Origin of the sequence: Rickettsia felis URRWXCal2 (assembly GCA_000012145.1) — a bacterium.
GTDB classification, from domain to species: Bacteria; Pseudomonadota; Alphaproteobacteria; order Rickettsiales; family Rickettsiaceae; genus Rickettsia; species Rickettsia felis.
The window spans coordinates 980,866-1,004,872 of record CP000053.1; the positions used below are offsets into that span (position 1 = coordinate 980,866).

Below are 24,007 nucleotides of genomic sequence, written 5' to 3' on the forward strand. Positions count from 1 at the left end.
TAAAGCTACTTTTGTTTCTTCATCTACTCCATAACGGTACGATCATACTATCTTTTAACGCATCTTTTATAGTATATTTATGAATTAGCTCTCCAAACTTCTCCATAGTGTTTTTTTGCTCTTTTAAAAGCGGTGTACCAGTAAAATCCTAGATAACAAGCATTAGGCAAGATAATTCTCATTTTATCTGCTAAATCACCGTACTGAGTACGATGACTTTCGTCGACAAGGACAAAAATATTATTATTAAAATCTTGAAAGCCTTGAAAAAAAGCTTTGTTAAATTTATGAATTACTGAAGTTATAACAGACGTACCGCCTCTAAGTAGTTCAATTAAATTTTTGGATGAAGTTGCAAGTTTAGGCTCAAATCCACAATTTTTAAAAGCATGTTTAATTTGCTCATCAAGTTCAATTCTGTCGGTTATAATTATGATACGTGGACTTGCAATATTAGCAGATTCAAGTAAAAATTTGGCAATAAATATCATTGTTAAAGATTTGCCCGTACCTTGCGTATGCCATATCACTCCCCCTTTTCTGATAGTATGCTTATCATCTTGGAATACTCTTTTTGCGATTACATGTGTAGCAAAAAACTGATGATGACGGGCTATTTTTCTTACTGAATTATCAAAAACACAAAAATTAGCAACCAAATCAAGTAATCTTTCAGGACGACATAAAGCATAAAGTACTTTATCTTGCTCGGTAGGCTCTATATTACCGTCTAATTCTTGTTTATCAAAATGTTCTCTACAAGAAACAAAATCACCTGTATAAAGATTATTTTTTATATCTTCAGGTAAAGGAGTGTTGATTAGAACACGTATAAGGTGGCACTGTCCAAATAAGTGTGTAAATTTCTCAAAGGTTGTATAAAAGAAAATATAACAAAAAGAGAAATTACAATGACACAGAAACAAAATGCTGCAATGGAACAAGCGATAGATTTATTGATCAATAATGATACAGATGTATCAATATTATTCAGGGAAGATGGTTTATTAAAAGAAATAACCAAGCGTCTTGTAGAGAGAGCTCTACAGTCTGAGATGAATAATCATTTAGGATATAGCAAGTACAATCAAAGTGATGCTCAGAATTCACGTAATGGTTATAACACAAAGAATCTGATTACAAAGAATGGTGCTGTTGAGATTGAAGTGCCAAGAGATAGAAATAGCAGTTTTGCACCATCATTAGTAGCAAAGCGTCAAAGAAGACTTGATGGTTTTGATGATAAAGTACTATCTTTGTATGCTAAAGGTATGAGTTTATCAGATATAAAATTACAGCTTCAGGAGTTATATGGAGCTGATGTAAGCGAGAGTTTAATTAGCCAAATCACAGATGATATAATAGAGGATGTTAAGCTATGGCAAAGCCGTCCATTAGATCCAGTATATGCTATAGTATTTTTTGATTGTTTAATAGTAAAAGTACGTCAGGATAAACGGATTATCAATAAATCGGTATATGTTGCATTAGGTATTGATTTAGAAGGGCGGAAAGATATTTTGGGATTATGGATCAGTGAGAATGAAGGGGCTAAATTTTGGCTTGGAAATTTTACTGAGATGAAAAATAGAGGTATACAAGACATACTGATAGCATGTAGCGATAACCTTAATGGTATGTCTGAAGCTATAGGTGCTGTTTTTCCAAAGACGGAGCATCAATTATGTATTGTACATCAAATTAGAAATAGTTTACGATATGTATCATATAAGGACCGGAAAGAGCTTGCTGGTGATTTAAAACCTATTTATACACTAGCACAGAAAAAGAAGCACTTTCCGCTTTAGAGGCTTTTGAATCTAAATGGAATAAACAATATCCTCAAATTGCTAAATCTTGGTATGTTCACTGGGATAATTTAATGATTTTCTTAGGATACCCTGAAGAAATACGGAAAATAATTTATACAACAAATGCTGTGGAATCTGTTAATAGTCAACTCCGAAAAGTCACAAAAAATAAACGTGTTTTTCCAAATGATAATACTGTTTTTAAAAGCTTATATTTGGCAATTGATTACATGACCAAAAAATGGTCCATGCCCATACCAAATTGGAACAAGGCTATGGCTCATTTTTTAATAAAATTTGACGAAAGAATCTAGGCTTTTGGAAAAGTTTACACACTTAATCGGGAAGACTCTTACATGGTTACTAATAAAGGCTGTACGGCTTTAACTTGGGCTGTTGACAAAGGCTTAGAAAAAGTTTGTGAAATACTTATTCCTAATATGTCCGAGCAGGCTATTAATCACGTTAATAATAATGGCAGTACAGCTTTAACTTTGGCTGCTTGGAAAGGCTTAGAAAAAATTTGCAGATTGCTTATACCTAAAATGTCACCACAGGCTATTAATCACGTTACTAATAATGGCAATACGGCTTTAACTTTGGCTGCTTGGAAAGGCTTAGAAAAAATTTGCGAATTGCTTATACCTAAAATGTCATCTCAGGCTATTAATCAAGTTACTAATAATGGTGATACGGCTTTAACTTTGGCTGCTTGGAAAGGCTTAGAAAAAATTTGTGAAATGCTTATTCCTAAAATGTCCGAGCAGGCTATTAACCAAGTTACTAATAATGGCAATACGGCTTTAACTTTGGCTGCTGATAAAAGCTTAGAAAAAATTTGTGAAATGCTTATTCCTAAAATGTCCAAGCAGGCTATTAATCATATGGCACTATAACTTAATTAAGTTATTACTTTATCCTAAAGTTTCAACTTCCATTCCCCATTTTTCATTTTCTAAATAAGAAATAATATTATCCCTTATTTCAATAGGCAAATTCGATATATGTATCTTATCTTCACAAATCTTAGGTGTTAAATTTTAACATATTCTAGCAATAGTAAAAGAATGTGTTTTAATGAAGTTGTTCATTTCCTCTATTATAAATTTGGAGTTGTCAACTTCTTGCTTTTGTAAATATTCTGTTAATAACTTCTTATTTACTATTTTATAAAATTTTGCAGCACTTATCATTTTAACAAAATTATTTATATTATCTTTACCTTTACCTAAAAAAGATTCTTTTAAAAATAAAGCTAATTTCTCTGCTAAAATATTATTGTATGAGATTTTTTCTTGAATAAATTTTTTTACCTCTTTATGAGAACTTGTCAATGTATGATTAATAGCGTCAATAGACATTTTGTTAATAAGCAATTCGTAAATTTTTTTTAAGTCTTTATCAGCAGCCAAAGTTAAAGCCGTACAGCCTTTATTAGTAACCTGATTAATAGCCTGCTCGAACATTTTAGGTATAAGAATTTTACAAATTTTTTCTAAGCCTTTCCAAGCAGCCAAAATTAAAGCCGTATTGCCATTATTAGTAACTTGATTAATAGCCTGTGGTGACATTTTAGGAATAAGCATTTCGCAAATTTTTTCTAAGTCTTTCCAAGCAGCCCAAGTTAAAGCCGTATTGCCATTATCAGTAACGTGATTAATAGCCTGTGGTGACATTTTAGGTATAAGCAATTCGCAAATTTTTTCTAAGCCTTTACTAGCAGCCAAAGTTAAAGCCGTATTACCATTATTAGTAACGTGATTAATAGCCTGCTCAGACATTTTAGGAATAAGCATTTCACAAACTTTTTCTAAGCCTTTGTCAACAGCCCAAATTAAAGCTGTATTATCAATATAAATTTTGCTTAACTCTAGAATATCCATTTTAGCAATTAATTTCTGTGCTTCAGCTTCGTTTTTTACGTATATTGCTTTTATTAACTCTTCATTTGAGGGTTGCAACCATTTTTTAAACATACTAATATCCTTATTGAATTCTATAAATTTTAATATTTTGTTAAAAATGAGCTTATAGACAAAATCATAATAAGAAGTTTTAAGAATTCAATAGAAATTTAACTATACATATGAATAAATGAGTTGAGATGGATTTAGGGAATTTGTGAATATATAAAGAATTAGAGAAAATAATAAGAGATTTTAATAAATAGCAATAATTACAATTAGTAATTTAATATATTAGTTAATTATTTTAAATAATCAGTTACTACATTTGAAGTGACAGCAATCTCATTAGCAATTGAGGCTGTACCTGCTTCGCTTAAAAACAAAGACCGCTCTATAGCCCTACGTTTCACCAAGCCTTGCAGCTTAACACCGCCTTTAGCTTTTACCCATCTAAGCATTTCACCGACAGCGTTTAGGTATTCGCCTCTATTAAGTTTTTGCCGCAAGGTTGATGCTTGAAATGCCCCGCTACCACAGTTAAAAATGAATGAAATTAAGGCGGCTTGTTGCTTAATTAAATTATTAATATTTCTTTTTAATTTACTATTTAGAAGAAAGAGAAAAGTTGCTTAGTTTAGAGATTTGGTGAAAGACAATTAATAAAAATTAGTTTTATCGAACCTTTCATTAAACGGCAAAAAGCTTGATTTTATGTGGAGTTCGTCGTTTAATACGTTTGTAGAAATACTGAAAAATGAAGAATGGCGCACCCGAGAGGAGTCGAACCCCTAACCTTATGATCCGTAGTCATATACTCTATCCAATTGAGCTACGGGTGCTAAGCTTGAAGTACTTATTTCTAAGCCTTATTTCTTGTTGCTAACATACGAAGAAGCATATATAAAAGCATAGCATTTGTCAAGAAACATAGAGTGTTCTTATGTTTCTCTGAATAATAAAATATAAAAAATTACAATTAATAGTTGAATTATCATATTATATATTGTATATAGAGGTTCATAAATTAATATGAGAAAAAAATGGATAAAATAAAATTAATTATAATTTGCATACTTTGTATTAATATGACTGCACAAGCAGACAATATATCGGAAGCCGCTAAAAAAATTTAGAGGTAATTAATTCTTTAAATGTCGAGGAAAAATGGCAGAAAGGTAATGTAATAAATTGTAAGTCGGGAGAAACTTTATTAGAAGAAACGGAAAAATATAACTCTCCTAAGTTAAAGCGTTTGACTCATTGTAGTTGTTTTGCTTATGCTGCTAGTGCAGCCTTGGGGCTTCCAAATAAATCTCTACTTCCTCATCCTGAAAGCGATAAAGAATTTATACCTACTTTATCAAATAAGCAAGCTGAGTGGCTTGAAACAGACGGAATAAAGAACGGCTGGAATTTTGTTAAAGCAGGAAATCGTGATGATAATTTTATTCAAGCACAAAAATTTGCTAATCAAAGATATTTTGTTGTATCCGTATACAAAAATGCTAACCCAAAAAGAGCAGGGCATATTGCCGTTGTAGTACCAAGTAGTAAGGATATAGAGAAAATAAAAAATGAAGGACCGGACACGGCTCAAGCCGGTAATATTAATTTTTCCTGTAGCTCTTTGAAAAAGGGTTTTAGGAATAAAAAAGATGCCTTTAAAAACAACGAAATAAAATTTTATTAGAGTCTTCCCGATTAAGTGTGTAAACTTTTCCAAAAGCCTAGATTCTTTCGTCAAATTTTATTAAAAAATGAGCCATAGCCTTGTTCCAATTTGGTATGGACATGGACCATTTTTTGGTCATGTAATCAATTGCCAAATATAAGCTTTTAAAAACAGCATTATCATTTGGAAAAACACGTTTATTTTTTGTGATTTTTCGGAGTTGACTATTAACAGATTCCACAGCATTTGTTGTATAAATTATTTTCCGTATTTCTTCAGGGTATCCTAAGAAAATCATTAAATTATCCCAGTGAACATACCAAGATTTAGCAATTTGAGGATATTGTTTATTCCATTTAGATTCAAAAGCCTCTAAAGCGGAAAGTGCTTCTTTTTCTGTGCTAGTGTATAAATAGGTTTTAAATCACCAGCAAGCTCTTTCCGGTCCTTATATGATACATATCGTAAACTATTTCTAATTTGATGTACAATACATAATTGATGCTCCGTCTTTGGAAAAACAGCACCTATAGCTTCAGACATACCATTAAGGTTATCGCTACATGCTATCAGTATGTCTTGTATACCTCTATTTTTCATCTCAGTAAAATTTCCAAGCCAAAATTTAGCCCCTTCATTCTCACTGATCCATAATCCCAAAATATCTTTCCGCCCTTCTAAATCAATACCTAATGCAACATATACCGATTTATTGATAATCCGTTTATCCTGACGTACTTTTACTATTAAACAATCAAAAAATACTATAGCATATACTGGATCTAATGGACGGCTTTGCCATAGCTTAACATCCTCTATTATATCATCTGTGATTTGGCTAATTAAACTCTCGCTTACATCAGCTCCATATAACTCCTGAAGCTGTAATTTTATATCTGATAAACTCATACCTTTAGCATACAAAGATAGTACTTTATCATCAAAACCATCAAGCCTTCTTTGACGCTTTGCTACTAATGATGGTGCAAAACTGCTATTTCTATCTCTTGGCACTTCAATCTCAACAGCACCATTCTTTGTAATCAGATTCTTTGTGTTATAACCATTACGTGAATTCTGAGCATCACTTTGATTGTACTTGCTATATCCTAAATGATTATTCATCTCAGACTGTAGAGCTCTCTCTACAAGACGCTTGGTTATTTCTTTTAATAAACCATCTTCCCTGAATAATATTGATACATCTGTATCATTATTGATCAATAAATCTATCGCTTGTTCCATTGCAGCATTTTGTTTCTGTGTCATTGTAATTTCTCTTTTTGTTATATTTTCTTCTATACAACCTTTGAGAAATTTACACACTTATTTGGACAGTGCCGAAAAAACAAGGAATGTACCGTAAACTGGATGGATCATAAAAGATCGAGGGAATCTTGGTACAGTCCTTGTAATCACCAAAGCATGAAGTACGAACGGTAGCCGGATTCTAAAGAGATCGAATGAACAATCCTGTAATCATGCTTTGGTATGCTACTAAGGTAGCAAAAACAATAAAAAAACAACAAAAATAATTTTAAAATATTGCTGTTGTTGTTGGTATAGTGGAATTGTGGATAAGTCGTTAGACTTATCCATAAATCCACTATACACCTCAAGAGTAAAATTTAAGGTTTTTACTCTTGACTTTCAAGACGGTAGATCCCCGCTTTCGCGGGGATGACATCGAGGTCTTTTCAAAAACTGTCCGGTTACTATAGCTCAAGCGAACTAGGTACCACAGTGGATTTTACCGATCCACACAACAATACTACGTGATAATGGCATAAAACGATCCACACAATAATATCTACTCCCTCCCAAACACCTCTCTAAAATATTCTCACGTGCTTTTTAAGTAGTAACTTAATAATATTTAACTTAGTTTAATTTAAATTAACTTGTTAACAGCGTTAAATAGTTGAATAATAATTTAATAGAATTAGTAAATAAGTTAGGGGCGTTATTATGTCGAAAGACAACCAACCAACTAAATCACCTATTACTGAGAAGCAGATTAAAGAAATTATTAATGGTGCAAGAAACGATATACGTGATATAGAAGGTTATGTTCTAGGGCAATTAAAAAATCAAATAATAGCAGATAAAAAACCTATAGATATCAATAATGAAGATTTTAAAAAAGCTTTTAAAGGAACATTTGAAGCTGATCCTAATGAAACTTCCACCGTAGAAATAGACGAGAAAAAAGAAGTGGTAAAAAATAACGTTATAAATGTTCCGGCAACAATACTTGCAATAACCGAAAAAATCAATGACGCACAAGATAGAGGAGCTTCATCTAATAATTTTGCAGAACTTAAACAAGAAATGGAAAAGTTTTCTACTGAATTTCGAGAGGCTTTTACTTCTAATGAAAAAATAAATAATCTAATAAAAAATCGTTTTAAACAAGAAGTTATAAATGAAGCTGTACCTTTTAGTGAATTAATAAACGGTCAAGACGCTCAAATGAATATGGGCGAAAAAAAACTTAGTTAACAATATATATAAAAATATAGAGATACCCGACAAGTTATATGAAGATATAGTTATAAATGGAAATAATAGCCTTAAAGATCAGCTAGTAGTAAAGATTATAGGACCGGAAATAAAAAAAGCATTTGGCAATCCCCCAATTACTCTTAAAACTAGCTCGGATATACCTTATAAAGTCACAACTTTAGACAAAAATAAACTAACACCCCAAAATATAGAAAACTTTACCAAAGCAGTAGATAATAAGCTTAAAGAGTTGAATGACAGACTAATACTTAATAAGAAAATATTTGAGGATTTAAAACAACTCAATACTTCCATTAGTGATACTCAAATTAAGTAATTTGAAAATTTTTTATCCAAATTAGATACCCCATCTTTAAAACACCATGAAAACAGAATGGCTATTGTCTTGCATGGTATACATAAGAAAGCTGAACTTTCACCTTTGGAAAAAATTTATACAACAATTACCGGACAAAGCCAGGAAGAATATCAAGCTAAAAAAGTAGAAAAGATCTTAACAATGGAACATCCTAACTATAAAGTTATAGATGATACCAAAAGCTATAAAAGCTCACTTCAAACACCTACTCCGGTACAAATAAAGCAAGAAAAAACAAAACTCGTAAAACAAGCTTTAAATACACCGTCTAAGGCACCACCTAAACCTGCTAGGAATTTCAAAACTCCAAATCAAACACCCAATACCTCTAAAGATAGTTCAAAACAGCATGAAAGATAATTTTCTTCAACTGATAAGATATTGACTCAAACTTTGTAAGGCTCGACTAGGCTATCATATAACCGGACAGTTTTTGAAAAGCCCTAGATGTTATCCCTGCGAAGACACATGAGTGTCAACTTAAGAGAGGTGTCATCTCGTATCTTGACCAACATTATTGCATGGCTCAAAAAACCGGCTCTATGTCATTCCCACATGGCCTTGTTGCGTGGACCTGCTTTTCCGTCATTGCAAGGAAATTACGTAGTAATTGTACGTCCGCAATCCAGTTAAAAATTCTGATTTACAGAATTTTTTTAATCTTTTTCTGGATTGCCACGTCGCTTCGCTCCTCGCAATGACGGTTTTGGTATCTACGCAACAATACCTTCCCGCGTAGGCGGGAATCCAAGGCTTTGGAATGTCATCCCGTGGCTTGACCACGGGATCCAGTTAAAATACTAAAATTATTAGTATTTTTTATTGTTTTTATGGACCTAGTTAGCAAGCCACGGCACAGTGGGTTTTACCGGTCCACGCAACAATGCCCGCTCGCAATGACGATTCGGTATCAATGCAACAACGTCCAAAAACGGGAATGATATAGAATAAAAACGATCCAGTTGCCTTACTGATATCTGTTATATTTTATAATAATAAAAGGCACTGTCCAAATAAGTGTGTAAATTTCTCAAAGGTTGTATAAAAGAAAATATAACAAAAAGAGAAATTACAATGACACAGAAACAAAATGCTGCAATGGAACAAGCGATAGATTTATTGATCAATAATGATACAGATGTATCAATATTATTCAGGGAAGATGGTTTATTAAAAGAAATAACCAAGCGTCTTGTAGAGAGAGCTCTACAGTCTGAGATGAATAATCATTTAGGATATAGCAAGTACAATCAAAGTGATGCTCAGAATTCACGTAATGGTTATAACACAAAGAATCTGATTACAAAGAATGGTGCTGTTGAGATTGAAGTGCCAAGAGATAGAAATAGCAGTTTTGCACCATCATTAGTAGCAAAGCGTCAAAGAAGACTTGATGGTTTTGATGATAAAGTACTATCTTTGTATGCTAAAGGTATGAGTTTATCAGATATAAAATTACAGCTTCAGGAGTTATATGGAGCTGATGTAAGCGAGAGTTTAATTAGCCAAATCACAGATGATATAATAGAGGATGTTAAGCTATGGCAAAGCCGTCCATTAGATCCAGTATATGCTATAGTATTTTTTGATTGTTTAATAGTAAAAGTACGTCAGGATAAACGGATTATCAATAAATCGGTATATGTTGCATTAGGTATTGATTTAGAAGGGCGGAAAGATATTTTGGGATTATGGATCAGTGAGAATGAAGGGGCTAAATTTTGGCTTGGAAATTTTACTGAGATGAAAAATAGAGGTATACAAGACATACTGATAGCATGTAGCGATAACCTTAATGGTATGTCTGAAGCTATAGGTGCTGTTTTTCCAAAGACGGAGCATCAATTATGTATTGTACATCAAATTAGAAATAGTTTACGATATGTATCATATAAGGACCGGAAAGAGCTTGCTGGTGATTTAAAACCTATTTATACACTAGCACAGAAAAAGAAGCACTTTCCGCTTTAGAGGCTTTTGAATCTAAATGGAATAAACAATATCCTCAAATTGCTAAATCTTGGTATGTTCACTGGGATAATTTAATGATTTTCTTAGGATACCCTGAAGAAATACGGAAAATAATTTATACAACAAATGCTGTGGAATCTGTTAATAGTCAACTCCGAAAAATCACAAAAAATAAACGTGTTTTTCCAAATGATAATGCTGTTTTTAAAAGCTTATATTTGGCAATTGATTACATGACCAAAAAATGGTCCATGCCCATACCAAATTGGAACAAGGCTATGGCTCATTTTTTAATAAAATTTGACGAAAGAATCTAGGCTTTTGGAAAAGTTTACACACTTAATCGGGAAGACTCAATTGGATAACTCGTTTATATCGTTTATGTTTTGCGTTTGGTTTAATTTAAATGCAATTTTAACAGCAATATCTATACAATCTCTATAATCTTCAGGATCTGTTCCCAAGGGAGGAGCATAAAATTTATTCTCTTGTTGATTACTAGGTCTACTGCTTTGATGTAACTTTATATCTAGATTGGTATATCCAGTATATTTTTGAGTATCTAGCTGCTTTTGATTAGTAAAGAAGTTGTGCAATGGCTCCTTGAGATAAGCAGTAAATTTTGAACTACTAGGGTCTATTAAAAAAATTTTATAATTTCCTTGTGGATCTAATTCTTTCCATAAGCATATAGCATGAGTTGTAGTAGATTTAGTCTTTTCATTATGTTTAAATTTCCACCCAACAACAGCATTCCGGACACCTTTTATATCCTCGTGCTCAAATGTATCAACTAATACGGTGTAAACACCTTGCGTATTTAATACTTCAAATGCATTTTTAAATGCTTCTTTTTCAATTCTGTGTAAACTATTTTTTGTAATGCTACAATCATTTTGCGTTAATTGATAGGGATTTGCAGCAGTTTGATCAATTAAGTATTTTGTGTGGTCAGGATTTATTGCAAAACGTTTTATAACAGGCTTAGAATAGTCTTGCTGATATTCTTTTTGAACAATGCAATTGTTTAATTCCTTTGTGTCTGCTCTACGTGTAGACTCAGGGGAAATCGATCTAGATTCAATATTATCTTTCATAATTGATACCGTTTTTGATGAAATTTAAAAACCCTTAAATATTTACTGAAAATATAAAACTTTAAAGTTAGCATACTAAAATTTCAACGGAGCCTAATAATTTAATTCTAAGTTGCTTAGCGTAGCATATGACATATTAACAATATATAGTAAAATAAATTAGGTATTATTATAATTAACTATTTTTAGGAGTGACAAAATTATCTCAAAAATAGTTTTACATTTTCAACGTTTATCAACCTAATTAACTCGTCAATAGCCTTTCAGTATTCTCCTCAATTAAGTTTTTACCACAATGTTGATGCTTGAAACTTCCCGCCTCCAAAGTTGAAGATAACCGAGATTAAGGTGGCTTGTTGATTTTCGGTCAATGGGACTACGCAATGTCTATGCAATAGCATTTGAGCTTTGCGTATGTCTTTCTCAATTAACTCTTCGGCTTGCTGCTTATTAATACGGTTTCCTATAGATTCGTTCGGCTCTATCACATGCTCATAACCGAGTGTTTTGTAGATTACTGGGTAGTAAAATTTATATTCACATCATTTTAGCCAAGTAAACGAAAGTATATAAGATCTCTTCGTCGCTTTTGCTCATTATATAAGGCGCTTTAACATATATATAGATTCGTTCTACTTGCTTTTTTATTTCAGCTTTTTCTGAAGATACAAATAACTTATGAATAATATTATTTTCGACTACATTTATTATAGCCGTTCCAAAATTATCGTCAGAACAGTTTAAAACATCTTCAAATAATTTGTTTAATTTCCGATCATTTTCAAGTTCTATGGGTGATAACAACCTTACTTCTTCTAGCCGAAAATATTGTCTAATTTCTTCAAGTGCTAAATATCTGCCACGGTTATTATTAAGAAGTTTGTATAAAATTGTTGTTTATAAAAAGATATTTGACGCATAAAAACAATAATTATAGCTGTAAGACCTGCAATTAAAATAGAGTATAAGTTTAGTGCTTGAAACAACATGTTGTTATCATTGTTAAATTAATACAATTAACAGTGGTATAATATCTTTTGATATTACAATCTAAAAATGAATTTTTATACCTATTTGTTCTTTTCATTTACTAAAAACTTATTTATCATATATTTATCGTGCTACTAATAGAGGGAAGTAAATTTTTTTGATAATTCTTTTGTCCAAGCTACATCTCGGCTAGCTACTTCATCTTTGCCTCCTAACTCCTTATATGTTCCGGCGTTATTAAAGCCAACTCTCATCTGCATACTACTCATACGCTCTTGTATTGCGTCCTGCAAACTCTCAACTACTAAATTTTTCGCTCTGACTTTTACTTCAGCCGCTTGCACTCGAATACCACTAACTCTACTGTCGTCTGTAAGTTCAATTTCTAATAAGAAAATTTATAATCCACGCTTCTTCCACCATTCGTCGGTACGAAATTCTGCAGGAATACGCTCGTCTTTTGTATATTCACCGATGTCAGTTTCTATTCCCTGTTCATCTAATATATCAAAAAATTCGCCTCTAAGTTCTTTAGGTAATTTAGTACCACACCAAGGGCAATAAGCCATAGTTATAACATTAAAACTTCCTTTTATTTCAATATAATATTCTCTAAATACAGGCTCGTACTTTATCGGTCTTTCAGGATTTAATAAAAATAACCTCATTTCTTTACAATTATGTTCTTTCATTTACTTTACTTTTATTTTATTTTATTAATTTAATCTCAATGGTTGATGACCAGTTACATCTTTACCTTTAAATTTTCCAGTTACAGGATCTAAAGCATCTAAAGGTTTTCCGTGACGATCATACATTTCAATATCTTTATGATATTCATCCCATCGATAAAACTCTGCTTCTCTTCCTTTTAGTCCATTAGTTTTAAGTTTACTTCTTTTATAATTTTATGCTTTATTCCATTCAGGGCTTTTAAACTTTTCGCATTCATAATGATTTGAACCATCTTTCTTTTTAAAATGTGCAAATGGATCATCATCATTTGAGTTGCCGCCTGGCATTAACGAGGCACTGTTACTGACGTTATTTGCTGGAGCAGCAGGAGGTTTGTTGCTTTTATCCCCATCCTTACTTCTAGTGATTATCGCTAGTTCTTCTTTAACATTTTGCGGTAGATTATTTTCATTTGGACTTTTTCCTACCCAACCCACTAATTCTTTTATTCTACCTTGCTGCGTTACTATTTCAGCAGAGCTATTAAGTAAATGCAGCACGTCAGCTTTAATGCTACCGTTTGCAGCTTTAAGTAAGCTTCCAACAAACGTAGCTGCTTTACCGACATCTATATCAATAGTTCCGGCATTAATTCGGCTTATAACTTCTTTAATTGCATTAGTATTCATTCCTCCGGCAAGCATTACTTCGTTATATAACGGTAACGGTAATATCTCGAGTGAATGAGAAGTTTTTATAATAACTGATTCTTTTACAGAAATAGTCCCGCCTATAATATAACCTTTTTTAGCATTAATATAGGCGGTTCCGTCTGTTGTGGTAACACTTCCGCAAATTCTCCTGTCCTTAGTTGGTTGCTGTTACATCATGCCCCACGCTTATTAATCCAGCTAAAATAAGCTCATCATCATTATTATTAATTGCATCATAGATTAAATCAGAGCTTAGTTTACTATCTACGGCAACTTGTAGCAATTTCGGATTATTCAAAAGTGGTTTGTCGTAAATTATTTCTTTTACTGCCCATGTTACTACTTTATTTGCTGCTTTATTTATTTGTTCTAATATAATTTCATTAAGTTCATCTTCTACATCTATAAGTTTGCCTTTTGTAATTCTTCCTGTAGTAAGTTCTTTCAGACTAGCCGTTATTTTTTCTATATCATATGAATTTGTTAAGCTCGATACATCGTTTATTATTTTATTTATAATATTTTGCATTTCTGCTTTATTGCTGCTTGTGTTATTTTCTACGTTAATATTTACTTTCTCTACTATTTGCTTAAATATATTTAACTTATCTATACGTATATTCTCATTTATTATAGCTTGCTGTTGTATTGTTTCCTCAATTTCGTTTTCCAAGTCAACGAGCTTTCCTATTTACAAACTTTTTCTAGACCTCTACTAGCAGCCCAAATTAAAGCAGTTTCGCCATCATTGTCGATTTTGCTTAATTCAATTTGACTCATAAGAGCTATACAGCTCTGTGCTGTCGCTATATCTACTACATGTATTGCAAATATTAATGTTTGATATGAAGGATTGAAAAGATATGGAGTTCGGTATATGATTTATATCCTTATTAAATTCTATAAATTTTAATATTTTGTTAAAAATGAGCTTATAGACAGAATAATAATAAGGAGTTTTAAGAATGCAATAGAAATTTAACAAAAAGTATAAATAGATAAGCTGAGGAGGATTTAAGGAATATACAAAGTTAGTTTTTTTGATAATATTTAAAATTCGGAATTTAAAAGAGATTTAATACAAAAATTAGACATTTTGGAACATAAAAGGAACATTCACAGTTTTTGCTAAATTTCAAAAAGCTCTGAAATCCTTGTAGGAACTGGTGGAGATGAAGGGAATCGAACCCTTGACCCTCTGCGTGCAAAGCAGATGCTCTACCCCTGAGCTACATCCCCTATTATTTATTGGTGAGGTCTTTGGAAGTAAAAATTATTAAGATAAGCTTTTAACTAACCCCCAAGGTAACGGCTGACCGTTACTTCCTACGACTAAATCCCCGGAAGATTCATATTCAGCAGCTAGAAAGGAATTTTGAGCAGCAATAAGCCTTACCGGTTTGATTTTCTGACCGTTATGAAAATATTCTTTAGCCTGTTCCCTAGAAGTTGGGTTGTTTTTGGAAGCGGTTTTTGCTTTAGCTTTAGACATACACTATTAACTTTTTCTTAAACTTGTGAAGAATATAAAACTTTTTCCTAAACTTGTCAATAACTACCGTCTAGTAATATCTCAGAAAATGATTATTCTTCCGTTATTATTCACTTTCACCGGCTAATGCTACTTTAAATTCTGCTATTTCTGATACCGTTTTTCCGTCATATATACTAAACCCTACTCTTCTAAATTCTACTTTTGCGTTGGTATCAGCACCATATGATACTAACAGTTTATATATTTCATCATCCTTAATATCTTTAGAAGTATATCGAACGTTTTTAGCAACCGCATGTAAAGGTGTTTCTCCGGATTTTCTTTGATCAACCGCAGCTCCTTTCTCAAGTAATAGTTTTGCTACATTCAAGTACTTACCGCTTACAGCTTCATATAAAGGCGGTCCTAGCAAAGCTCCCTCGTAACCGTTTACTGCAGCTCCTTTTGCTATTAGATATTCTGCCACTTTATAACTTCCGTGACGTGCAGCTGAATTTAAAGGAGTATCCTTAAAAATCTCACTACACATATTAACATTTGCTTTTTTTGTTTCAACTAGCCACTCAGCAACTTTTAGTGCATTATTTGAAGATGCTAAAAATAATTCAGTAGTAGATACTGCACGTAATTTATTTAAACTCTTTACTACATCCACTTTATCAAAAGATATAGCTTCTTTTAAAATAGCTTCAAACCCAAATTGAACTACATAAGACTGTACATCTTGCACTATTATATTTGACTTTAGCAGCATAATTAAACTGCGATTTAATAGTTGTGTCATATTCTATTTATTTATAATTTTGTGTTTCTTAAAGATAAAAAAGAGCTTATTACCATTACAAGAAAGGCTTGCTTGCGTGGATACCAAAACCGTCATTGCGAGGAGCGAAGCGACGTGGCAATCTCATGAAGTAATATTCCTGAGATTGCTTCGTCGAAACTTGCAGTTTCTTCTCGCAATGACGGGAAATCAGTACACATGTGGGTACCCCCGATCAAGCCATAATATAATATGTATCATTAACCAATTCGCTTCAAGCAAATTCTTTCGGTGATTTCTTTCAGTTTTTCTACTCTCTCAATTAAGTATAAAAGCTGTTCTTTAGTAATTTTATAGTTTTTATCATATCTCGCATCAACATATGCTTTTTGAAGTAATTTAAAACATTCTTTTTGTTCCGGCGTTACTATAGGAAATACTTGCAATAACTCGCTATTATAATTTGCCGCTCTGCTCCCTAATTTCTTTATATCGTGTAGTTTTGGTTTATAATTAGAAAAAACTAATAAAATGCTACTATAAAAACTTGCGGTAGCTTGATGAAGATAAAAAGCACTATGTCTAAGGCTTTTTCTTTCTAAATTATTTTTAGAATCTATAAGAAATCCTACTCCAAAATCAAACCACTCTTCATAATAATCTTTAGCAATTTCTTTCATCTCGCTCCAAGGTAACTCCTTAGCTTCGCTTAAGGTAAATTCCTTGCTATCATATAAAAGAATGCCTTCTTTTTTTATATCCGTGTAAAAATAACGCCCTTTCTCTAACTGCCTATTTACCTCGTCTATTGATTCAAGAATTATGGATATCTCTGAATCATATGGGATAATCTGAGGCTTTATTACTCCCGTTTTCTCTAACCTTTTATATATATTATCTTCTAACCTTAAAGCAGTATATCCTTTATATTTACCTTTTTTCAGAATTATCAAAATATCGGTATCGCTATGGTAACCGTTAGGTAGATCACGTACCCAATCACCTCGAGCAAACGAACCGTACAAGATAATCATAGCGATTTTATCTTGGGCAATATCTAGAATTTGCTGCACTATAAAATTAAGCCTAGCTTGGATTTTTAGAGAACGTTCAGGTAAAGTGGTTTTCATTATAATACTCTTATGTCATTCCTAGCTAAAAGCAGTCTTGTTGCATGGATACCTATGTCATTCCTGCGAAAGCAGGAATCCAAAAAAAATAATCTTAATATTTACAAAATAAACCTAAAAAAACAAGTTTTTTGTAGGTTTTACTAGATTCCTGCTTCCGCAGGAATGACATTGAACGCTTTTCTCGAGCTATGCAACAAGACTAATCAAGCCACGGGGTGACACAGTGGGTTTTACCGATCTACGCAACAATGCCTCCTCGCAATGACGGCTCGAGTATCCATGAAGGCAATACCTCGTGGAAATGACATAGAGTAAAAATCGTAGGGTATTATAGGTTTTCATCTATTCATTTGCACCGTGACAATATTTATATTTCTTACCTGAACCGCACGGACATAGCTCATTACGAGATACCCTCCCCCAGCTAGTAGGATCATCAGGGTTTCTATCTTTTGGGTCAACGCGTGATACGACAGGTTTAAGGTCAGTCTCAAGGCTACTTCCTGCATTATATTTACTAAATGCCGGATCTTCCCGACTTTCTCGCATATTTTTCTGAAGTTTTTTATGTTCAAGCGAAACATCTTCTTTTTGAATATGTTTTAAGTCGATATGGAAGTGATATACTGTTTGAATAAATAATTCTTTTAAATTATTAAGCATCTGCTCGAATAAATTAAATGCTTCTCTTTTATACTCGCTAAGAGGGTCTTTCTGAGCATAAGCTCTAAGCGATATGCCTTGTCTTAAATGATCTAAGCTATATAAATGATCTTTCCAAACTTGATCGAGAGTAGTTAGTAAAATATACTTCACGGCATTATGCATTAACTCACTACTATAAGCTTCTTCTTTTGACTTATATATATCATGAGCCGTTTGTATAACGATTTTCGTGATTTCTTCTTCCGTTACGTCATTTTTACTGACTAAATTATGATCAAATTTCATAGAAAAGACACGATGCAATTCTACGCTTAAATTTTCTATATCCCAATCTTCTCTATAAGAGCCTACCGGCATAAAAGTTAATACTATCTTTTTAGCGAGTTCCTCAGTAGTACTATTTAAGAAACCGTGACTATCTTTAGATTTAATAATTTCAGTACGTTGCTCGTATATTATCTTACGTTGGTCATTCATTACATCATCAAAACGTAATAAATTTTTACGCATCTCGTAGTTATGTCCTTCCACTTTTTGCTGAGCTTTCTCAAGTGAACGACTAATCATCGGATGGTGGATAGCCTCTCCGTCTTTCAATCCAAGTGTTCTAAGGACTCCTGATATACGATCTGATGCAAAAATACGCATTAAATCATCATCAAGCGATAGGAAAAACTTAGTTTTTCCTGGATCACCTTGTCTACCCGATCTTCCTCTTAGCTGGTTATCTATCCTACGGCTTTCATGCCTTTCCGTACCTATTACAAATAACCCGCCCGCTTCAATAACCTGCTTCTTTTCTTCGGAAATTTGAGCTTTTATTTCAGCTGCCTTAGTTTCATAGTTATGATCTTCATCTAGCTGCTCTATTAACATTTCAGGGTTACCGCCAAGCATAATATCAGTGCCTCGCCCTGCCATATTGGTTGCAATCGTTACTGCCTTAAACCTACCTGCTTGAGCAATAATAAAAGCTTCCTGCTCATGAAACTTAGCATTTAATACTTTGTGAGGGATTTTTTCTTTATTTAAAACGCTTGAAAGCTCTTCTGACTTTTCTATGCTTATCGTACCGACAAGTATAGGCTGACCACGATCGTAACAATCCTTAATTAGCTTTAAGATAGCATCATATTTTTCTTTTTTACTACCGTAAATCTCATCATCAAGGTCAAGCCTTGTAACTTTATTATGGGTTGGAACTGCAACCACATCGAGATTATATATGTCCTTTAATTCCGGTGCTTCGGTCATAGCGGTACCGGTCATACCCGATAATTTAGGATAATTACGGAAATAATTTTGGAAAGTAATAGATGCAAGAGTTTGGTTTTCATTTTGAATTTTCACATTTTCTTTTGCTTCTAATGCTTGATGTAGCCCTTCCGAATATCTACGCCCCTCCATTACACGACCGGTAAACTCATCTATAATCATTACTTTACCTTCACGCACCAAATAATCCACATCAACCGTAAACATATTATGAGCTCTTAAGGCTTGGTTAACGTAATGCACTAAAGTTAAATTTTCAAAATCATATAAACCGGTATCAGGTTTTATAAGATGTTCTTTACTTAAAAGTGATTCTATATGTGTAATACCGGTTTCCGTTAAATTGATAGTTTTTAATTTTTCGTCTTTTTCAAAATCACTTGTATTAAGCATGCGTACAATTTTATCAATTTTACCGTATAATTCCGAATTATCATTAACCGGACCTGAGATAACTAGCGGAGTTCTTGCTTCATCTATCAAAATCGAATCAACCTCATCGATGATAGCAAAATTAAAAGGACGAAGTACTCGCTCCTGCAAGCTATACTTCATATTATCCCTTAAATAGTCGAAACCGAGTTCATTATTTGTTGCATGAGTAATATCAGCATTATAGGCGGCTCGTTTTGCTTCATCAGGCATACCGGCAACAATACATCCAACCGATAAACCTAAAAAATTGTAAATTTTACCCATTGATGCAGAATCACGACTTGCTAGATAATCATTCACAGTTACAACATGTACGCCTTTTCCGGTCAAAGCATTTAAATAAGCAGGAAGCGTCGCAACTAAGGTCTTACCCTCACCGGTACGCATTTCCGTAATCATGCCTCGGTGTAATATAAGACCGCCTATAAGCTGAACGTCAAAATGACGCATACCGCAAACTCTTCTAGCCGCTTCCCTAACTACCGCAAACGCCTCATATACTATATCGTCTAAAGTAGCTCCGTTTTTAAGCTTTTCTTTAAACTCTACAGTTTTATTCTTTAACTCCTCATCTGATAATTTTTGTATAGCAGGCTCAAGCGAGTTAATTTTTGTAATTTCAGAAAATAGTTTTTTTACAGTACGATCATTTGCAGTACCGAAAAGTTTTTTTAAAATAGAAAGCATTAAAGTCCTTATGATATTTTTAGTATTTTAGTACTTAAATATAGGTATATTTTATAAAATTATCAAATGTTATAATTTTATTTAAATGAATAATTTTTTATTGAAAGGCATTTTTTTACTACAAATATTTGTAAATTATTATTAATAAATAAAATATTCTCAAATAGCTGTTGACGGTTATATATTATTTTTATAAAATTTAAGCTTATGTTTAACACAATTATGAGTCATAAATGAAAAAATTATCTGTTATATTTTTATCAGTTAGCATGCTTTCCGGTATTGCTTTTGCCGATAAAGACAAAGTAGTTGCTACCTATAAAGGCGGTGAAGTAAAAGAATCGCAAATTATGAAAGAATTTAAGCCTCAGCTTAATCTTCAATCAGGTGAAACAATCAAAAATTTTGATGATTTTCCACCACAAGATCAGGAAAAATTAATAAAAATTTATGTTAATAATCTTTTGTTAAAAGAAGAAGTTGCTAAGTCAAATATTACTTCTTCTAAAGAATTCCAAGAAAAACTTGAAAATGCAAAAAATCAATTAGCTCAACAAGAATTACTGGCAAATTATATAAAATCTAATATTACAGATAAGATGTTTGATGATGAATATAATAAATATGTCGGTAATCTTAAAGGTAAAGAGCAAATAAAAGTTGCTCATATTTTAGTTAAATCCCAAAAAGAAGCTAACAATATAAAGACCAAATTAAGCAAAGGCGGAAATTTCACTAAGCTTGCAGAAGAATCATCTCTTGATAAAGCTTCAGCTTCAAACGGCGGAGTTATAGGTTACATTCTATTAAATCAACCTGGACAGTTAGTACCGGAATTTGAGAAGAAAGCTTTTGCTTTAAAAGTAAATGAAGTTTCAACTCCTGTAAAAACCGATTTCGGTTGGCATATTATCAAAGTGCTTGAGAAAAAACCTGTGCCTATTCCAACAAAAGAAGAAGCAAAAGTAACTATTGATAATATATTAGCTGCAGAAGTACTAAAGAAATATATTTCTGATTTAGAAGCTAAAGCCGATTTAAAAATCATGTTACCTAAAGCAGGCAGCAAAGCCGGATCGTAATTTATATTTCGTCGTAGGCATCTGCATGGATATCAAAACCGTCATTGCGAGGGGCGAAGCGACGTGGCAATCTCATCAAATATCTTGAGATTGCTTCGTCGAATTACTACGTAATTCTTCTCGCAATGACGGAAACCCGAACCATATAACAACACGTCTTCTCTACCTAGAAATAACGTTACAACTACTTTCAATCACAGCAAACGCTACGCATACAGGATAATCATCAGAAAGAGAAAGGTGAATATTAAAAGGTGGGAGTTTTTTTGTATAGTTTGAACTAACTTCTACTATAGGCTTGCCCAAATTATCATTTAGTATAGTAATATCTTTTAAATTTATACCTTGACCTATACCGACTCCAAAGGCTTTACTTACAGCTTCTTTAGCAGCAAAACGCTTTGCTAAAAATACAGCATGACCTGTTTTGTCCAATAAACTAAACTGTGCTAACTCCTTTGAAGTTAGAATTTTTTTAGCAAAAAGTTCTGGATATAAATGTAATATTTTTTCGATTCTAGGAATTTGTACTATATCAGTACCGACACCGATAAACATTTACTTATCTTCAAAATCATCACCGGTCTCATCAATAAAAATTTGATCATCTAAATCAGAGTAATCTTCCGTTATACAAACCTCAGGTAAATACTCAAATTTTTCTTCTATATCTTCTGATTCATCCTGATTAACAATTGGCTCTATCATAGTTTTTGTACGCAGACTGTTTATTAGGTCTTGTTCTAACTGTTCTACCGATACTTTTCCGGCAGCAATTCTACGTAATGAGATAACAGGAGGTTTATCACGCTTTTCTTTTTTGATTTGATTAGTTTCTACTTTATAATTTAATAATTTAGCATATCTTGTTGCTAGTACAACAAGCCGAAACCTATCCGGTATAATTTTATTACAATCTTCTGCTGTAATTCTTGCCATAATTTTCTCCGTTAAAAATAGTACACTACAAATAAATAGGAACTGAGTATACGAAGATCAACTTCAAAAAGAGCAAGGAGTTCACAAGGCGAGGAACGGAGCGTATACTTAATACGTGAGTACCGAAGCTCTTGTAGAACGACGTAGCCAATTTTTGAAGTTCATCGAGTATATTATACTCTTTTTATATCCGCACCGCAATTACTTAATTTTTTTTCTAAATCTTGAAAGCCACGATCCAAGTGATATATTCTGTGTAATACGGTTTTGCTATTAGTACTGAGCCCTGCGAGTATTAGCGATACCGAAGCTCTAAGATCACTTGCCATAACTTCTGCTCCTTTTAACATTTCTACACCTCGAACGACCGCCTTATTACCTCGTACTACTATATCTGCTCCCATTCTACATAATTCAGGAACATGCATGAAGCGATTTTCAAAAATATTCTCGGTAATCATTGAAACACCGCTACTAAGCGTCATAAGGCTCATAAATTGTGCTTGCAAATCAGTAGCAAAGCCGGGATAGGGATTAGTTTCTAAATCAACTGAATTTAACTTCCCTTCATAAGTTACTTGGACTCCGTTATTGATCTGCACAACTTTTAAACCCGTTTCAATAAGTTTTAAAGCTATATTTTCTATAATATGGTAATCAATCCCACAAATTTTTACATCACCTTTAGTAATAGCTGCCGCAAACATATAAGTACCGGCTTCAATACGATCAGAAAGTACTTTATAGCTCGCTTTATTTAAAGAATCCTTACCTTTAATTGTTATTTCGCTAGTGCCGACACCTGCAATATCGGCTCCCATTTTGATAAGGCAATTACATAAATCAACTATTTCCGGCTCTCGGCCGCAATTAAAAAGCACGGTTTCCCCCTCTGCTAAAACAGCTGCAAGTATTGCATTAATCGTAGCACCTACGGAAACTTTATCAAAAACAAAATGAGTACCTTTTATGCGTCCTTTACTTGAAGCATTAATATAACCGTCTTCTATTTCAATCGTAGCTCCCATAGCTTTTAATACGGCAATATGCAAATCTACTTGTCTTGCTCCAATAGCACAACCACCCGGAAGCGATACTTTTGCTTTACCGTATTTGGTGAGCAAAGGACCAAGCACCCAAATCGATGCTCTCATTTTACGAACTATTTCATAATTTGCGGTAAAGTTATTTATATTTCCGGTATTAATTATAAGCTCAAATTCATCCGGGTGTTCTAATATTTTAATATCTGCCCCGTGACTTCTTAGCAAATCTTTCATAGTACTAACATCCGTTAACTTTGGAACATTAGTAATATGCAGTTTATCGGTAAGAATAGACGCCGCCATAATAGGTAACACGGCATTTTTAGCACCGCTAATATTAATACTACCTTTAAGAGGTTTACCGCCGTGAATAATTAATTTTTGCATATGTTTTATAAAAATGTTTCTAGGATCACCCCGTGGCTTGCCCCTCTAATGTACGAACGTTCAGAATGTCATTCCTGCGAAAGCAGGAATCCATAGAACTATTCAATTAAATCTTTCCATTCAGGGTTAGCTTTTTCTATCAGTTCTATTTTCCAACTACGTTTCCACCTTTTCAAGTTTTTCTCTCTTGTAAGTGCTTCTTGAATGTCAGTAAATTCTTCTGTATAAACAAGCTTTACAATATTATATTTTGAGGTAAAACCTTTTATTATTTTTTGCTTATGTTCATAAGCACGACGTATTATACCAATATATAAAGTACCATGCTTATTAGAGCATAATATATATACCCAATACATTTTTTGTTTTTTAGTTTCAT

General features: G+C 32.8%; 23 protein-coding genes, 2 tRNA genes and 5 pseudogenes. 7 read left to right on the forward strand and 23 right to left on the reverse strand.

Translation table 11 applies throughout. The features are described 5' to 3' along the window. Positions 1-19: 19 nt before the first annotated feature. Positions 20-106 carry a hypothetical protein gene (locus tag RF_RS12020; RefSeq protein ID WP_410525684.1) on the reverse strand — a complete coding sequence of 29 codons (87 nt, stop codon included), beginning with the start codon at positions 104-106 and terminating at the stop codon, positions 20-22. Next, entirely contained in the window at positions 78-926 is an 849-nt protein-coding gene (locus tag RF_RS11540) for a DEAD/DEAH box helicase family protein (protein WP_049749309.1), read from the reverse strand. Before RF_RS11540 ends, RF_RS12020 begins: the two co-directional genes overlap by 29 nt. Between RF_RS11540 and RF_RS04930 the strand changes: the two are divergent. Both RF_RS04930 and RF_RS09115 read left to right on the forward strand, forming a co-directional pair. Then, positions 912-2,125: pseudogene (locus RF_RS04930) on the forward strand (IS256 family transposase). The gene RF_RS11540 and the pseudogene RF_RS04930 overlap by 15 nt on opposite strands. 42 nt (positions 2,126-2,167) lie before the next feature. After that, positions 2,168-2,707: an ankyrin repeat domain-containing protein gene (locus RF_RS09115; protein ID WP_011271247.1), complete on the forward strand. Its 540-nt coding sequence runs from the start codon at positions 2,168-2,170 to the stop codon at positions 2,705-2,707. 144 nt (positions 2,708-2,851) lie between these two features. Here RF_RS09115 and RF_RS09120 read toward each other — a convergent pair whose 3' ends face one another. The 3 genes and pseudogenes from RF_RS09120 to RF_RS04960 form a co-directional block, all read right to left on the reverse strand. Further along, positions 2,852-3,787: an ankyrin repeat domain-containing protein gene (locus tag RF_RS09120; protein ID WP_011271248.1), complete on the reverse strand. Its 936-nt coding sequence runs from the start codon at positions 3,785-3,787 to the stop codon at positions 2,852-2,854. Positions 3,788-4,104: 317 nt separating this feature from the next. Further along, positions 4,105-4,305: pseudogene (locus RF_RS11545) on the reverse strand (lysozyme); the annotation flags it as partial. Positions 4,306-4,480: 175 nt separating this feature from the next. Beyond that, a tRNA-Arg gene (locus RF_RS04960) sits at positions 4,481-4,557 on the reverse strand. 413 nt (positions 4,558-4,970) lie between these two features. On the opposite strand from RF_RS04960, the gene RF_RS04965 reads away from it, so the two are divergent. Then, complete coding sequence (locus RF_RS04965) at positions 4,971-5,408, forward strand: hypothetical protein (protein WP_011271250.1); 438 nt, start codon at positions 4,971-4,973, stop codon at positions 5,406-5,408. 37 nt (positions 5,409-5,445) lie between these two features. On the opposite strand, the pseudogene RF_RS04970 reads toward RF_RS04965, so the two are convergent. Beyond that, positions 5,446-6,659, reverse strand: a pseudogene (locus tag RF_RS04970) (IS256 family transposase). Positions 6,660-7,358: 699 nt separating this feature from the next. Here RF_RS04970 and RF_RS04975 point away from each other — a divergent pair. The 3 genes and pseudogenes from RF_RS04975 (at position 7,359) to RF_RS04985 (ending at position 10,562) form a co-directional block, all read left to right on the forward strand. Next, positions 7,359-7,892 (forward strand): hypothetical protein, encoded by a 534-nt coding sequence (locus RF_RS04975; protein ID WP_011271252.1) that lies wholly within the window; start codon positions 7,359-7,361, stop codon positions 7,890-7,892. A 397-nt stretch (positions 7,893-8,289) separates the two neighbouring features. After that, positions 8,290-8,634 carry a hypothetical protein gene (locus RF_RS04980; protein ID WP_011271253.1) on the forward strand — a complete coding sequence of 115 codons (345 nt, stop codon included), beginning with the start codon at positions 8,290-8,292 and terminating at the stop codon, positions 8,632-8,634. A 714-nt stretch (positions 8,635-9,348) separates the two neighbouring features. Beyond that, positions 9,349-10,562 (forward strand): annotated as a pseudogene (locus tag RF_RS04985) (IS256 family transposase). Positions 10,563-10,598: 36 nt separating this feature from the next. Here RF_RS04985 and RF_RS04990 read toward each other — a convergent pair. The 13 genes and pseudogenes from RF_RS04990 to secA form a co-directional block, all read right to left on the reverse strand. Beyond that, positions 10,599-11,342 (reverse strand): hypothetical protein, encoded by a 744-nt coding sequence (locus RF_RS04990; protein WP_011271255.1) that lies wholly within the window; start codon positions 11,340-11,342, stop codon positions 10,599-10,601. Between the two features lie 287 nt (positions 11,343-11,629). Continuing rightward, on the reverse strand, positions 11,630-11,857 hold the full coding sequence (locus RF_RS04995; protein WP_081427772.1) for a glycoside hydrolase family protein: 228 nt from the start codon (positions 11,855-11,857) through the stop codon (positions 11,630-11,632). Between the two features lie 333 nt (positions 11,858-12,190). Beyond that, a complete protein-coding gene (locus RF_RS11550; RefSeq protein WP_231564272.1) occupies positions 12,191-12,331 on the reverse strand; it encodes a hypothetical protein in 141 nt (46 codons plus the stop codon). A 135-nt stretch (positions 12,332-12,466) separates the two neighbouring features. Continuing rightward, the gene (locus tag RF_RS05005; RefSeq protein ID WP_039594829.1) at positions 12,467-12,676 is read right to left on the reverse strand and encodes a hypothetical protein; all 210 of its coding nucleotides are present in this window, start codon (positions 12,674-12,676) and stop codon (positions 12,467-12,469) included. 54 nt (positions 12,677-12,730) lie between these two features. Next, positions 12,731-13,024, reverse strand: coding sequence for a DUF6980 family protein (locus RF_RS08150; protein ID WP_011271258.1), 294 nt, complete (start codon positions 13,022-13,024; stop codon positions 12,731-12,733). Positions 13,025-13,048: 24 nt separating this feature from the next. Next, positions 13,049-13,192 (reverse strand): annotated as a pseudogene (locus RF_RS12025) (colicin E3/pyocin S6 family cytotoxin); the annotation flags it as partial. 48 nt (positions 13,193-13,240) lie between these two features. Continuing rightward, on the reverse strand, positions 13,241-13,696 hold the full coding sequence (locus tag RF_RS05015) for a hypothetical protein (RefSeq protein ID WP_143549685.1): 456 nt from the start codon (positions 13,694-13,696) through the stop codon (positions 13,241-13,243). A gap of 178 nt (positions 13,697-13,874) precedes the next feature. Next, positions 13,875-14,393 (reverse strand): hypothetical protein, encoded by a 519-nt coding sequence (locus RF_RS05020; RefSeq protein WP_011271260.1) that lies wholly within the window; start codon positions 14,391-14,393, stop codon positions 13,875-13,877. 491 nt (positions 14,394-14,884) lie between these two features. Further along, positions 14,885-14,959, reverse strand: a tRNA-Ala gene (locus RF_RS05025). A 37-nt stretch (positions 14,960-14,996) separates the two neighbouring features. Then, positions 14,997-15,212 (reverse strand): hypothetical protein, encoded by a 216-nt coding sequence (locus RF_RS05030; protein ID WP_011271261.1) that lies wholly within the window; start codon positions 15,210-15,212, stop codon positions 14,997-14,999. A 106-nt stretch (positions 15,213-15,318) separates the two neighbouring features. After that, complete coding sequence (locus RF_RS09140; RefSeq protein WP_011271262.1) at positions 15,319-15,999, reverse strand: ankyrin repeat domain-containing protein; 681 nt, start codon at positions 15,997-15,999, stop codon at positions 15,319-15,321. Between the two features lie 239 nt (positions 16,000-16,238). Continuing rightward, positions 16,239-17,108 carry a HEPN domain-containing protein gene (locus RF_RS05045; protein WP_011271263.1) on the reverse strand — a complete coding sequence of 290 codons (870 nt, stop codon included), beginning with the start codon at positions 17,106-17,108 and terminating at the stop codon, positions 16,239-16,241. Between the two features lie 345 nt (positions 17,109-17,453). Then, the gene (secA, locus tag RF_RS05050; RefSeq protein ID WP_011271264.1) at positions 17,454-20,174 is read right to left on the reverse strand and encodes a preprotein translocase subunit SecA; all 2,721 of its coding nucleotides are present in this window, start codon (positions 20,172-20,174) and stop codon (positions 17,454-17,456) included. A gap of 233 nt (positions 20,175-20,407) precedes the next feature. Between secA and RF_RS05055 the strand changes: the two genes are divergently transcribed. Beyond that, entirely contained in the window at positions 20,408-21,256 is an 849-nt protein-coding gene (locus RF_RS05055) for a foldase protein PrsA (RefSeq protein ID WP_011271265.1), read from the forward strand. Between the two features lie 162 nt (positions 21,257-21,418). Here RF_RS05055 and acpS read toward each other — a convergent pair whose 3' ends face one another. The 4 genes from acpS to RF_RS05075 form a co-directional block, all read right to left on the reverse strand. Then, on the reverse strand, positions 21,419-21,814 hold the full coding sequence (acpS, locus tag RF_RS05060; protein WP_011271266.1) for a holo-ACP synthase: 396 nt from the start codon (positions 21,812-21,814) through the stop codon (positions 21,419-21,421). Continuing rightward, positions 21,815-22,195, reverse strand: a complete 381-nt coding sequence (gene rpoZ, locus RF_RS05065) for a DNA-directed RNA polymerase subunit omega (protein WP_011271267.1) — start codon at positions 22,193-22,195, stop codon at positions 21,815-21,817. Between the two features lie 173 nt (positions 22,196-22,368). After that, positions 22,369-23,628 (reverse strand): UDP-N-acetylglucosamine 1-carboxyvinyltransferase, encoded by a 1,260-nt coding sequence (murA, locus tag RF_RS05070; protein ID WP_011271268.1) that lies wholly within the window; start codon positions 23,626-23,628, stop codon positions 22,369-22,371. Between the two features lie 98 nt (positions 23,629-23,726). Next, complete coding sequence (locus tag RF_RS05075; protein ID WP_011271269.1) at positions 23,727-23,987, reverse strand: GIY-YIG nuclease family protein; 261 nt, start codon at positions 23,985-23,987, stop codon at positions 23,727-23,729. Between the last annotated feature and the right edge of the window lie 20 nt (positions 23,988-24,007).

What these genes read in the sequence shown, in the direction of transcription:
- RF_RS04990 (WP_011271255.1), bottom strand. Translation starts at nt 11,342, where the DNA reads ATGAAAGATAATATTGAATCTAGATCGATTTCCCCTGAGTCTACACGT.
- RF_RS05030 (WP_011271261.1), bottom strand. Translation starts at nt 15,212, where the DNA reads ATGTCTAAAGCTAAAGCAAAAACCGCTTCCAAAAACAACCCAACTTCT.
- acpS (WP_011271266.1), bottom strand. Translation starts at nt 21,814, where the DNA reads ATGTTTATCGGTGTCGGTACTGATATAGTACAAATTCCTAGAATCGAA.
- RF_RS05055 (WP_011271265.1), top strand. Translation starts at nt 20,408, where the DNA reads ATGAAAAAATTATCTGTTATATTTTTATCAGTTAGCATGCTTTCCGGT.
- RF_RS04975 (WP_011271252.1), top strand. Translation starts at nt 7,359, where the DNA reads ATGTCGAAAGACAACCAACCAACTAAATCACCTATTACTGAGAAGCAG.
- RF_RS05045 (WP_011271263.1), bottom strand. Translation starts at nt 17,108, where the DNA reads ATGAAAACCACTTTACCTGAACGTTCTCTAAAAATCCAAGCTAGGCTT.
- RF_RS04980 (WP_011271253.1), top strand. Translation starts at nt 8,290, where the DNA reads ATGGCTATTGTCTTGCATGGTATACATAAGAAAGCTGAACTTTCACCT.
- RF_RS09140 (WP_011271262.1), bottom strand. Translation starts at nt 15,999, where the DNA reads ATGACACAACTATTAAATCGCAGTTTAATTATGCTGCTAAAGTCAAAT.
- murA (WP_011271268.1), bottom strand. Translation starts at nt 23,628, where the DNA reads ATGCAAAAATTAATTATTCACGGCGGTAAACCTCTTAAAGGTAGTATT.
- RF_RS08150 (WP_011271258.1), bottom strand. Translation starts at nt 13,024, where the DNA reads ATGAAAGAACATAATTGTAAAGAAATGAGGTTATTTTTATTAAATCCT.
- RF_RS05015 (WP_143549685.1), bottom strand. Translation starts at nt 13,696, where the DNA reads ATGAATACTAATGCAATTAAAGAAGTTATAAGCCGAATTAATGCCGGA.
- RF_RS12020 (WP_410525684.1), bottom strand. Translation starts at nt 106, where the DNA reads ATGGAGAAGTTTGGAGAGCTAATTCATAAATATACTATAAAAGATGCG.
- RF_RS05075 (WP_011271269.1), bottom strand. Translation starts at nt 23,987, where the DNA reads ATGTATTGGGTATATATATTATGCTCTAATAAGCATGGTACTTTATAT.
- rpoZ (WP_011271267.1), bottom strand. Translation starts at nt 22,195, where the DNA reads ATGGCAAGAATTACAGCAGAAGATTGTAATAAAATTATACCGGATAGG.
- RF_RS11550 (WP_231564272.1), bottom strand. Translation starts at nt 12,331, where the DNA reads ATGTTGTTTCAAGCACTAAACTTATACTCTATTTTAATTGCAGGTCTT.
- secA (WP_011271264.1), bottom strand. Translation starts at nt 20,174, where the DNA reads ATGCTTTCTATTTTAAAAAAACTTTTCGGTACTGCAAATGATCGTACT.
- RF_RS09115 (WP_011271247.1), top strand. Translation starts at nt 2,168, where the DNA reads ATGGTTACTAATAAAGGCTGTACGGCTTTAACTTGGGCTGTTGACAAA.
- RF_RS09120 (WP_011271248.1), bottom strand. Translation starts at nt 3,787, where the DNA reads ATGTTTAAAAAATGGTTGCAACCCTCAAATGAAGAGTTAATAAAAGCA.